This is a genomic window from Niveispirillum sp. CC-CTL257, assembly GCF_059489915.1.
In genome coordinates this window covers 626,610-639,147 of record NZ_JCAJXE010000004.1, presented here as the reverse complement: position 1 = coordinate 639,147, position 12,538 = coordinate 626,610, and the positions used below count along the sequence as shown (strand labels likewise).

The 12,538-nt window shown below is 62.6% G+C and carries 7 protein-coding genes; 3 read left to right on the top strand and 4 right to left on the bottom strand.

Annotated elements, in window-relative coordinates:
- Positions 1–7 precede the first annotated feature (7 nt).
- A complete protein-coding gene (gene hutU / locus ABC729_RS23310; protein WP_495610004.1) occupies positions 8–1,678 on the top strand; it encodes a urocanate hydratase in 1,671 nt (556 codons plus the stop codon).
- Between the two features lie 103 nt (positions 1,679–1,781).
- On the opposite strand, the gene ABC729_RS23305 is transcribed toward hutU, so the two are convergent.
- Both ABC729_RS23305 and ABC729_RS23300 read right to left on the bottom strand, forming a co-directional pair.
- On the bottom strand, positions 1,782–2,714 hold the full coding sequence (locus ABC729_RS23305; RefSeq protein ID WP_495610003.1) for a hypothetical protein: 933 nt from the start codon (positions 2,712–2,714) through the stop codon (positions 1,782–1,784).
- Entirely contained in the window at positions 2,711–5,293 is a 2,583-nt protein-coding gene (locus ABC729_RS23300) for a tetratricopeptide repeat protein (protein ID WP_495610002.1), read from the bottom strand. Before ABC729_RS23300 ends, ABC729_RS23305 begins: the two co-directional genes overlap by 4 nt.
- 148 nt (positions 5,294–5,441) lie before the next feature.
- Here ABC729_RS23300 and ABC729_RS23295 point away from each other — a divergent pair, with 148 nt between their 5' ends.
- Positions 5,442–6,470 carry an adenylate/guanylate cyclase domain-containing protein gene (locus ABC729_RS23295; RefSeq protein WP_495610001.1) on the top strand — a complete coding sequence of 343 codons (1,029 nt, stop codon included), beginning with the start codon at positions 5,442–5,444 and terminating at the stop codon, positions 6,468–6,470.
- A 6-nt stretch (positions 6,471–6,476) separates the two neighbouring features.
- Here the strand turns inward: ABC729_RS23295 and ABC729_RS23290 are convergent, their stop codons facing one another.
- Positions 6,477–6,998 (bottom strand): nucleoside 2-deoxyribosyltransferase, encoded by a 522-nt coding sequence (locus tag ABC729_RS23290; protein ID WP_495610000.1) that lies wholly within the window; start codon positions 6,996–6,998, stop codon positions 6,477–6,479.
- Positions 6,995–8,956 carry a bifunctional 2',3'-cyclic-nucleotide 2'-phosphodiesterase/3'-nucleotidase gene (locus tag ABC729_RS23285; RefSeq protein ID WP_495609999.1) on the bottom strand — a complete coding sequence of 654 codons (1,962 nt, stop codon included), beginning with the start codon at positions 8,954–8,956 and terminating at the stop codon, positions 6,995–6,997. Before ABC729_RS23285 ends, ABC729_RS23290 begins: the two co-directional genes overlap by 4 nt.
- Before the next feature lie 281 nt (positions 8,957–9,237).
- Between ABC729_RS23285 and ABC729_RS23280 the strand changes: the two genes are divergently transcribed.
- The gene (locus ABC729_RS23280) at positions 9,238–12,456 is read left to right on the top strand and encodes a TonB-dependent receptor (protein WP_495609998.1); all 3,219 of its coding nucleotides are present in this window, start codon (positions 9,238–9,240) and stop codon (positions 12,454–12,456) included.
- Positions 12,457–12,538: the final 82 nt, after the last annotated feature.

Below are 12,538 nucleotides of genomic sequence, written 5' to 3'. Positions count from 1 at the left end.
TGAGGACATGATGACCCGCATCGACAATACCCGCCTGATCCGCGCCCCCCACGGCACTGACCGCACCGCCAAGTCCTGGCTGACCGAGGCCGCCCTGCGCATGCTGATGAACAATCTGGACCCCGACGTGGCCGAACGGCCCGAGGAACTGGTGGTCTATGGCGGCATTGGCCGGGCCGCGCGCGATTGGGCCAGTTTCGACCGCATCGTGTCGGCGCTGCGTAATCTGGAGGATGACCAAACCCTGCTGGTGCAATCCGGAAAGCCGGTCGGCGTGTTCCGCACCCACGCCGATGCCCCGCGCGTCCTGATCGCCAATTCCAACCTCGTCCCGCACTGGGCCACCTGGGACAAGTTCCACGAGTTGGATGCCAAGGGCCTGATGATGTACGGGCAGATGACGGCGGGCAGCTGGATCTATATCGGCACCCAGGGCATCGTCCAGGGCACCTATGAGACGTTTGTGGAGGTGGGCCGCCGTCATTATGGCGGCAGCCTGTCGGGTCGCTGGATCCTGACCGGCGGCCTGGGCGGCATGGGCGGGGCACAGCCGCTGGCCGCCGTGATGGCCGGTGCCTCCTGTCTGGCCGTGGAATGTCAGCCGTCGCGCATCGACATGCGCCTGCGCACCGGCTACCTGGACCGCGCCACCGACAGCCTGGACGAGGCACTGTCCATCATCGATGAAAGCTGCAAGGCGAAAAAGCCCGTCTCCGTCGGCCTACTGGGCAATGCGGCGGATGTCTTCCCCGAACTGGTCCGCCGTGGCGTCCGCCCCGATGCCGTCACCGATCAGACGTCCGCCCACGATCCCATCAACGGCTATCTGCCCGCCGGCTGGACCCTGGATCAATGGCAAAAGGCGCGGGAAGACGATCCGAAATCCGTGGAAAAGGCGTCCCGCGCCTCCATGGCCGTGCAGGTCCGCGCCATGCTGGATTTCTGGAAGGCCGGCGTCCCCACGCTCGATTATGGCAATAATATCCGGCAGATGGCGCTGGAAGAAGGGGTAGCCGACGCCTTCGCCTTCCCCGGTTTCGTGCCCGCCTATATCCGCCCGCTCTTCTGTCGCGGCATCGGCCCCTTCCGCTGGGCGGCCCTGTCGGGCGACCCGGAGGATATTTACAAGACCGACGCCAAGGTCAAGGAACTGCTGCCCGACAATGCCCACCTGCATAACTGGCTGGACATGGCACGGGAAAAGATCAAGTTCCAGGGCCTGCCCGCCCGCATCTGCTGGGTCGGCCTGGGCGACCGCCACCGCCTGGCGCTGGCCTTTAACGAGATGGTGGCGAACGGCGAGCTGAAAGCCCCCATCGTCATCGGTCGCGACCATCTCGACAGCGGCTCCGTCGCCTCCCCCAACCGCGAAACCGAAGCCATGCTCGACGGTTCCGACGCCGTCTCCGACTGGCCCCTGCTGAACGCCCTGCTCAACACCGCCTCGGGCGCCACCTGGGTGTCCCTGCACCATGGCGGCGGTGTGGGTATGGGTTTCTCCCAGCATAGCGGCGTCGTCATCGTCGCCGACGGTACCGACGCCGCCGCCCGCCGCCTGGAACGCGTCCTCTGGAACGACCCCGCCACCGGCGTCATGCGCCACGCCGACGCCGGCTACGACATCGCCAAGGACTGCGCGCGGGAAAAAGGCCTGAACCTGCCGGGGATTTTGGGGTAAGGCCCGCTCAACGCCCCACCCCTTCGTCATCCCTCTCTCCCCCGCCACCCCTCTCGTCATCCCCGCGAAAGCGGGGATGACGAGAGGGGCTAAACCACCCCCTTCACCCCTCCCCATCCGTCGGGGCGGGGGCCTTCAGCTTGTCCTGCAACTGCGCCAGCATCGACTTGGTGCTTTCCCCCTGCGCCAGCCATTCCCGGTGTTCCACCGACAGATGTTCATGCAGGGTACCAACCCACAGTTCCAGCGCCTCCGCATCGCCCGCCTGCACCTTGGGCCGCACCTTTGCCAACAGCGCCTGTATCTCCATCAGGCTGTCCCAGGTCCGGCGATACCGCTCGGCATTGCGCAAATCCTGGCCGATCGCCTCCTGCGTGGTGACAAGGCTGGCCAATGTCGCCCCGAACACGCCGACCACAGGCACCCAGGGGGCGACAAACCCGCTGAACAGCGTGCCCACCGCCCCCAGCCCGACCGCAACCGAACCAACCTTCAACAACCACTTGCCATGCGCGCGATGTTCCTTGCCGCGCCCTTCATAATAACGAAGCTGAACCTCCAGCTGAAACCGGCGGATATAGTCCAGCGCGTCCAGAAGAAGTGCTGCGTCCCCGCCCTTCACCGCCACCACCACGGTGCTGAAATAGGCCAGCCGCCGACTTTCAGCCTTGGCCCTTTGCGTCATCCACGCCTGCAGCAACTCCCCGCTGCGCAGATAGTGCAGCGAAGCCATCGCCACAAACCCGGCCAGCCCGCCCAGCACGGCCAGCGTGGCGGCCACCCAACCCGGCCAAGCCTCCGGCACTGCCAAGGCCACCGCCGCCAGGAACGTCGCCACCGCCGCCCCCACATTGGCCCGGCGCGCGTGACCCCGAAACTCCCGCTGATCAGCCACCGCCTCGGCATCCGCCACCTCGAACAACTTCGCGGCGGTCGCCACCTGCTCCCCCCGCAAAATCACCGCCAGCGCCGGTGCGTCGGTGGCAATCTCATCGGCATGGCGGGTGGGGGAGAGCAGATAATCCTGGTTGGTCATGACGGCCCCGCGTCTCGCATCTGCTGAAGGATGTCGACAAATAGTTGTGTACGCGAATGGCTTACACCGAGTACATCTACAGCCAGATCCACAGCATCCTTTTGCAAAGAAATTGCTTCATTCTTCTCACCCGATTGCCACAGAGCGCAGGCCAAATTACACATGCTATCAATGGTTTCTGGATGGCTGGCCCCCAATTTACGTATCCTGGCTGGCAAAATGACACGATGCAATTCCAGTGATCTTTCTAAATTACCACTAAATCTGTATGCTTCTGCTATATTACTCATGGAAGTTAATGTATTTGGATGATCATCACCGAGATCACGAACCCATACCGGCAAGACCTTTTGATAAAGATCTATTGCTTGTATAAATTTACCTTGTGATTGATATATATTTCCAAGATTTAACATACTGCGCAATATATCTATATGTTTTTTGTCTTCGAAAATTGAGACTTGAATATAAAGAGCTTGCTCCTGTATTTTCTGAGCGTCATCCAATTTCCCTTGCAGCCAAAGCGTTCCAGCCAAGTTACCCATCATGGTTAACGTGAACTGATTTTCTAACCCAAATGTGTACTTTAGAACGGCCAGGGCGTCCTCTTGAAGCGCTCTTGCCCCAGCAAAATCTCCCTGGGCCCTCAATGTTTCGGCGAGGTTGTTTATGCTAATAAGCGTCTGCTCGTCATGATTCCCACGATATTTACGACAGAGCTCTAACTCCTCCTCCTGAATAATACGTGCCCTTGTTAAATTTCCCATATTGAGAAGCGACAACCCAAGATTACTCATTGAAATCAAGGTGTCGATGTGATGCTCACCCTGCACCTCTTTTCTAACGAACCACTCTGAATTGAATAAATCTACGGCAGACGAATAGAACCCGTCTATTCGCTTAAACCAACCCATATAACCCAATAGGGTTGCCGTCTCCACATCCTCCACCCCTTCCACCAGTGCCAAGGCATGGGGCTGCAGAGGGGCCAACCGGTAGTGCCCGCGGATATCCTTGGCATCCCGCATCACTCCATTCATCACCCCCACCACCATCCGCCGCATCCCCTCACCAACGGGATGGTGAAATCGGATGGTGCGTGAGACCAGAATGTGGGCGGCGATGTTGTCGCTATCCACCCGTTCCAACAGCCCTTCATCGGTCGCGGCCTTGATGGCAATGGCGCTGGTCACCGGGTCGGGCCCCTCCGCGCCCTTCAGTGCGCCCAACACCGCCGCGATAAACTCCCTCGGGATCGGTTCCACGGCCAGCAATGATGCGATTTGCAGGACTGTCAGGGCCGCAGGCGGCATGCGGGCGATGGAATGGAGCAGGGTTGCCGCCACCGCCTTCTCGTGCCCATTGGGCAGTTCATCCGCCATGTCAACCGCAAGGTCCAGCGCATCCTGTCCGGGGCGTTGCAACAGGGCCAGCATGGGGCCAAACCCCATCTCCTGCACCGCCGCCCCGGTCACATCCACGGCCAGGGCATGGTTGCCCAGCAGGCGCAGGATGTCCCGTGCCGCCGCCCGTTCCGCGTCCGTCTCGGCTTCTCGGCGGCTGGTCAACAGTTCAAACGCCGCCTCATCATCCAGCCGGTCCAGCGGGATGGACTTGCCATTGCCACTCAAACCCCCGCTGCGGCTGGTGATCAGGGTTTTGCCCTGGGCACTGGGTGCCCGCCAGCGGTGCAGCAGGTCCGCCTTTGCCCCCGCTGGCAAATCATCAACAACCCAGAGATAAGAACCCTGCCCCTCCAGATGCCGCCGCAACGCCCCCTCAATGGCCGCAAACGCCTGCCCCGCAACCGGCATACCCAGCCGCAGCGCCAAATCCAGCATCTGGCCCTGATATTGCTGTTCCGGCGTGGTGCGGCTGTCCGGGGGGCTGGCCGATAGCCAGAAGATGCCGCCGGGATAGGCGGCGCTGAACCGCAATGCATATTCCTCGGCCAGCAGCGACTTGCCGATGCCGCCCATGCCATGCACCCGGACCAGATCATTGCCCGCCGGCTTGCCGGAAATGATGGCCAGATCACCCGCGATCAGGCCGTTATGAATCTCCCACAATTCCCGCAGCCGCCCCACAAACCGGTTGGACCCGCTGCGGCGCGGACCGGCGGGCCAGGGCGGGGCGTCAAGCGCGCGGATATGGGCAAAGGGCGGCAGTGTTCGCTCCACCGCATCCCGCACCCGTGCCGCCAGCACCGCCACATCGTCGCGGCCCGACAGATGCTGACAATCCTTCAGATGCGCCTGTTCGACATGCGCCGTGCCCGCCACCGGGTTCACGACCAGCAACCGCTGCCCGATCTTGCCGCCTTCATGCTGTGCCGCCAGATAGGCCGCCGTCAGTTCCCACTGGCACGGGCGGGACAGGGCATAGGCGGGCGCGTACCAGGCCAGCAACACCCGCGACCGGGCCAGCCCGTCGGCGATGCTCTGTGTCACCGGTGCGCCGTCGCGGATCGCCTCCCGGTCCATCCAGACCGTCAGGCCCAGCGCCTCCAGCGCCGTCTTCAGCGCCAGAACCCGGTCATGTTCCACCCGTGGATATGACAGAAAGACGTCGTAGACCACGCACCACCCCGCGCTGCATATCTGCGCAGCCTAACAAACCCACGGATGGCCCGCCACGTCTTTCCCCCTGTGATGGCGCGCATGGTGGCCGGGCCGGGGGCCTGTGGTAACCTGCGCGGCACCTGCTTCTGCCTCCCGGTCCCCGCCCATGGTCTCACTGCCGGAACGCTCCGCCGCCACCACGCCAGCCGGCCCCGTCTGGAGACGGCTGCGCGCCTGGGCTCTGCTGCTGCTGATCGGCAGCACGCTTGGCTTTCCCATCGCGCATTGGGCGGGCGTGTCGCTGCCGGTCTCCATGGTGCATGGGGCCTTTATCGGCGGCCTGTGTCTGGCCTTCAAACATGGGCTTTTGTTGCGCGTCTGGCGCGACCGTCTGGCGGACTGGCCGCGCGGGCGCAGTCTTCTTGCCCTCTATGTCACCTATATCCTGTTGATCCTGGCGGGCATCGCGCTGGCCCTGACGGTGGAGGAAATGGTGGGCATAGATGGGGATGACAGCCCCAATATCGATTTCTTCCAGGTCTTCAGCTATTCCGCCGCCTCCGTCATCCTGCTGCTGCTGTTGGACCAGAGCCGTAGCCTGATCGGCAATCAGGTGTTCTTCGCCCTGATCACGGGTCGCTATGCCCGGCCGCTGGAGGAACAACGCCTGTTCCTGGCCATCGACATGGCTAATTCAACCGCGCTGGCGGCAAGGCTGGGCGACCGCGACGCCATGCGCATCGTGGGCCGCTTCCTGCACGCGCTGGGCGAACCCGTGCGCGCCCATGGCGGCTCCATCGATAAATATGTGGGCGATCAGGCCATCATCAGCTGGCGGCTGACGGCACGCCGCCCCGATGCACCGGCGCTCGCCTGTGCCCTTGCCATCCGTCGCACTCTGACGGCCCTGAAACAGGAAATGGGGGTGGAGCTGGGCTTCCGCATCACCCTGCATGCCGGCCCCGTCATCGTGGCGCAGGTGGGGGATCAGCGCCGCGAAATCACCTATTTCGGCGACACGATCAATTCGCTGGCCCGCCTGGACGGCATCGCCAAGCAGGCGGGGCGCGACCTCATCCTGACTGCCGACGGCTGGCAACGCTGCCGGCCCGTCCCCGGCGTGACGCCCATCGCCCTTGGCCCCGTCACCCTGCGCGGGCGGGAAACGCCGATGGAGATCCTGGGGGTCGCGTAGACGCCTCTACCCCCCGAACCAGACCGCCGCCGCCTTGGCCGCCTGGATGAAGCTGCCCTGCACCGGCCCCGTCACCGGATCAACCAGCATCAGGTTCACGGGCAGGCCGAATTCCTCCACCTCCATCTGGTCGGCATCGCGCCAGACGCGGCCATCATGGGCCAGATACTGGCGCGACTGGGTCCGTTGCAGCAGAGGGCGGATATCACCGGACCAGGGGAAGACGGGTTTACCCAGGGCGGCGGCAAACCCCATCTCATAGGCGGTCCCATCATCGACGGACGGCCCCCGGAACGGCATGCAATTGGCGATCACGCCGTCGGCCCCCCGGATCAGGTCGAGATTGGCCTGCCGGATGCGGGCGGCAAATGCCGCCCCGCCTTCGCCGTCCGCCGGGGACAGGGCATTGTCCATGGGGAACACGCCCTCCAGCCCCAGCTCCTCACAGATGGCCTTCATCGACGCCGCTGCAGCCAGCGGGTCGGGCAGGAACACATCCGGCCCCGCCAGATACAGGCGCGGCCTCACCGCACCGCCCCGATCTTCAACGGATCGACGCGGAAACGGGCAAAGCCGTTCTCGCCCGGTCCCTCATAGGTCAGCGCCGGCTGCTCCGACAGCAGCTCCTGGGCCAGGGGCGAGCTTTCATAGACCAGATTGACGCCCGCCGGCAGCGGCGCAATGCGGAAGCTCTGGTCGGTGGACGGCTCCACCACGCCCTTGGCGCGGATATACTCAATGATGGCCGACTGCACCGTGTCGGGCGACTGATAGATGACGGTGGTGCCGTCCAGCCCCGGATAGGAGCCGCCGCCATTAGCGCGGTAATTATTGGTGACGACGATGAATTCCTGCTTCTCGTCGATGGGCTTGCCCTGGAACATCACATCCTTGATGCGGTGGGCCTTGTCATTGGCCAGCTTGCCGTCGCGGTCAAACCGTTCCGGCTGCGTCACATCAATCGTGTAGGTAACGCCGTCAATAATGTCGAACACATAGGACGGGACCTTCACATTGACCAGCGGCTGCTGGACATTGCTTTTGACATCGATGACCGACAGGGCGCGCGACGCCATCTCCAGCCAATCCTTGACCTGGGCACCGGTCAGCTTCACCGCCGCAATCTGGTTGGGATAGAGATAGAGGTCGGCGACATTGCGGATGGCGATCTCTCCCGCCGCGATGTCGGTATAGAATTTCGCCCCCGGACGCCCACCGGACTTGAACGGCGCCACCGCCGACAGGATGGGCAGCTTACCATTGTCGGTGCCGGCCAGGGCGCGGGCCACATAGGCGCGCTGCGCCTCCGCCACCAGTTCCACGCCGGCACTGTCGCCCAGGAAGCTGAAATAGGAATGGATACGGCCCGTGGTCTTGCCCACCGCGCGGCGGACATAGGCCAACGTGCCCTCATGGCTGGGTTCCAGCAGCGTCGCCACCTCCGGGTCGGGTTCGACATTCACGGTGCGGCCATCCTGGCGCTCCTGAATGGCGCGCACTTCACCCTTGCCGCCCAGCAGCTTCCAGCCCTTGCCCGCCGTTTCCAACTGGAAGGTGATGACGCCCAGATGGCTGCCATAATATCCGGCCATCACCACGGGCTTGCCATTGACGGTGCCCTGCTTCAGGTCGGATTTGGGCAGGCCCTCATATTCCTTGCTGGGGAAAACGCGGTGGCTGTGGCCCGACACCACGGCGTCTACGCCGTCGATCTCGGTCAGGTAATTGGCGGCATTCTCCTCCCCGCCCTCGCGGTTCAGGAAAGTCAGGCCGGAATGGGCGACGGCGATGATCACGTCGGCACCCTGCTTCTTCATCTCCGGCACATGCACCTTGGCCATGTCGATCATGTCGCGGGTGGTGACGCGGCCTTCCAGCTTGTCCTTGTCCCAGATCATGATCTGCGGCGGCAACAGGCCCAGAATGCCGACCTTGATCTTATGCTTGGCCCCCTTGGCGTCCACGACCGTGCGGTCCAGGATCGCATAGGGCTTGAACATCAGCTGATCGTTCTTGCCCCCGTCCACCTTGAAGACATTGCCCGACAGAACCGGGAACTGCGCGCCGCCATATATATTGTGCAGGACCTCCAGCCCGTAATTGAACTCATGGTTGCCCAGGATGGCGGCGTCATATTTCAGCAGGTTCATGGTCGCCATGGCGGGGTGCATGGGCTTGTCCTTGCCCACACCGCGCTCCCGCACCACCCAATCGCCCATGGGCGTGCCCTGGATCAGATCGCCATTATCCACCAGGATGGTGTTGGGGTTGGCCTGCCGCGCCGCCCGGATCAGGGGGGTGACCCGCACCAGGCCAACGCCCGCATCCGTATGGTCACCGTAATAATCGTAATCCTCCAAATACATATGCAGGTCCGTCGTCGACAGGACTTGCAGTTCGACCTTCTCCTGTGCGGCGGCGCTGGCGGCCATGGTCAGAAAAAAAGCGCCCGTTATCAGGGTGCGAAAGGGGAGGTTACGAATCACGGGATGCGCTCCATCGGGGTCTGTGACCGCCCGGCAGCAGGTGCATCGCAACAAACACGGCCTTGAAATGCAGGAAGCGCGGGTCTCGCCCCCCTGAACCGTCATGCTGCGCCGCAAAACTGTGGCGGTAATGATACGCTGGTTGAGATATAGCCGTTTAAGCCCCTGCAGGCATAGCTGCAGAGGTGCTTGTCATGGAACTGTAATTTATTCGTTACCTAAGCGTCACGGGCATCTGGTGTTGTCCGCGCGATCCGGTCCGGCTTATTGGGGGCTTTCGTATGACCATCGAGAATAAGAAGGCGGCGTCGATCCTGCGCCGTCACCTGTCTGCTTTGAATATCGGCACGGGCGCCCTGGCGCTGGCCGTTGCCTCTTCCTGGGCCATCCCGGCCATCGCGCAGGAAACCACCTCTTCCATGGTGGGTTTCATCACCAATGCCGATGGCTCGCCGGCTGCCGGCGCCACGGTTGAAATCGTGCATGCCCCGTCGGGCACCCGCTCCACCGCAACGACCAACGCAGAAGGCCGCTACAGCGCCGCTGGTCTGCGCGTCGGTGGCCCGTACAATGTGCGCATCGCCTCGCCCGGCAACCCGCCGCAGGTGATCGAAGGCCTGTTCATCAGCCTGGGTAAGGCCTTCACGCTGGATCTGGCCCTGCAGCAGGGCGACGTGATGCAGGAAATCGTTGTGACCGGCGATCGCCTGGTCGCAGCCGTGTCCGGCACCGGCCGTTCCTTCGGTGAAGAGCAGATCAAGAACTCGCCGACCGTGAACCGCGACATGAAGTCCACGCTGAAGCTGGACCCGCGCGTTTCGCTGGACGCCACCAACCTGGACGCCATCTCCATCGGCGGTGCCAACAACCGTTTCAACCAGCTGTCGGTTGACGGCGTGCGTCAGAACGACGATTTCGGTCTGAACAATAACGGCTACCCGACTCAGCGTTCGCCGATCTCGCTGGACGCGATCGAGCAGCTGGCCGTCGTGACCAACCCGTTCGACGTGGAATATACCGGCTTCCAGGGCGGTCTGGTGAACATCGTCACCAAGTCCGGCACCAATGACTTCCACGGTTCCGCCTTCTACTACTACACCGATGGCGACCTGACCGGCGATAAGAGCAAGAACAACAATTACACCTTCAGCTTCAAGGAAAAGACCTACGGCGGCACGCTGGGTGGTCCGATCATCCAGGACAAGCTGTTCTTCTTCGGCTCCTATGAAAAGCTGGACGCCGAAACGCCGCAGGAAACCGGTCCGTCCGACAGCTCCGCTGCCGTCAAGATTCCCGGCGTGACGCAGGCCGAATACAATCAGGTCATCGACATCGCCAAGCGCGTCTATAATTACGACGCGGGTGCCCTGGGTGCCAATCTGCCGGAGAAGGATGAAAAGATCCTGGCCCGCGTGGACTGGAACATCACCGAAGGTCACCGCGCCACCCTGTCCTTCCAGCGCACGAAGGGCAACCAGACCTCCGACACCGGCAACAGCGTGTCCAGCCGCACCATCGCGACCCTGGGTCACCTGTATGACCGTTCGGTCGATATGAAGCAGTATACCGGTCAGATTTACTCCGACTGGACTGACGAGTTCTCGACCGAATTGAAGTTCGGTCGCAAGGAAGTGACCACGGGTCAAAAGTCGCTGCGCGGCACCGACTTCGCACAGATGGATGTCCGCACCGCTGCTGGTGCCACCATCTTCGTGGGTCCGGACGAATTCCGTCACGCCAATGCGCTGACCAACGATCTGAACACCTACAAGGCCAAGGGTGAATATCTGCTGGGTGACCACACCTTCACCTTCGGTTACGAACGTGAAGAACTGGACATCTTCAACCTGTTCGTCCAGACCAGCCAGGGTCGCTATGCCTTCAACAGCATTGCCGACTTTGAGGCGCGCCGCGCCCAGAGCCTGACCTACATCAACTCCACGACCAACGACGCCAACAATGCGGCCGCCCGGTTCGGTTACAACACCAACTCGGCCTATCTGGAAGATCGTTGGGACGTCACCTCCGACCTGGAGCTGACTTACGGCCTGCGTTACGACTGGTGGACGTCCAAGGACAAGCCCGCCCGCAATCAGGTGTTCGCAACCCGCTACGGCTTCGACAATACCCAGACCCTGGACGGTCTGGACCTGTGGTCGCCCCGCGTAGGCTTCAAGTATGAAGTCAACGAGGACACGACCCTGTCGGGCGGTGCTGGCGTGTTTGGCGGCGGCACCCCGAACGTCTGGGTGTCGAACAGCTTCTCCAACACCGGCGTTCTGACGACGACGCAGACCGTTACCCGCAACGCCAACGGCACCTTTACGCTGAGCCCCAGCACGCCCACCTCCACCACGCTGGGCGCGGCGGTCCTGAACAATGTGAACGGCTTCGATCTGCCGGCCGAGCTGCTGTCGCGGCACACGGGTCTGGCTGGTCAGGGTGACGTGAACGCCATCGATCCGGGCTTCAAGATCCCGTCGGAATGGCAGTTCTCGCTGACTGTTGATCACCGTTTCGACATCGAAGGCTTCGGTGACGATTGGCGCCTGACCGCGACGACCCAGTATGCCAAGACCCAGGATGCCGTGGTGTGGCGCAACGCCCGCTATGTCCAGAACGGCACCCTGCCGGATGGCCGTCCGCGTTACGTCCTGATGACCGGTGCCCCCACCGGCAACGACCTGATCCTGGATACCCAGGGTAAGGGCAGCCGCCTGACCGTCAGCGCCATGCTGGAGAAGGATTGGGAAACCGATTACGGCGATCTCAACACCTTCGTCGGCTACACCTTCCAGGACAGCAACGACGTCAACCCGGGCACCAGCACCACGGCCCTGTCGCTGTGGGACAATATCGCCGTGTCCGACATGAACAATCCGGCGCTGTCCACCTCCAACTATGAAATCCGTCATCGCATCGTGTACGCCGGTTCCTGGTCGAAGGAATGGCTGACCGATCTGAAGACCATCCTCAGCGTTGTGGGTGAGTCGCGCACGGGCCGTCCGTACAGCTTCACCTTCCGCGACGGCGGCGCGATCTTCAACGATCCGCGTCAGAACAGCCGCGATCGCCAGCTGTTCTATGTGCCGGGTTCCTGTGGCGAGGTTAATCTGGTCGGCATCACCTGCGACCAGTTGAACGACTACATCGCCCGCAATGGCCTGGAGAAGTATCGTGGCCAGATCGCGCCGCGTAACTCTCACCGCAGCCCGTGGGTCCATCAGATCGACCTGGCCCTGAAGCAGGAGATCCCCTCCTTCTTCGAAGGCCACAAGGCCGCCTTCACGATGGACATCCGCAACTTCGGCAACCTGCTGAACAGCAAGTGGGGCCGTCTGGAGCAGGTCGGCTTCCCCGGCGTGGTTCCGGTGGCAACGCCCAGCATCGGTGCCGATGGCCGCGTGACCTACACCGGCGCGCTGTCCGAGCCGGCCATCAACGCCAATGCCAAGGCCTCGGTCTGGCAGATCCAGGTTGGCGTCCGGTACGAGTTCTGATCTCTCTGCAAAGAAGATCAAAGACTTGGGGAAAAGGCGGCCCGAAGGCCGCCTTTTTTCGTTATGGCTGCCTTGCAGCCGC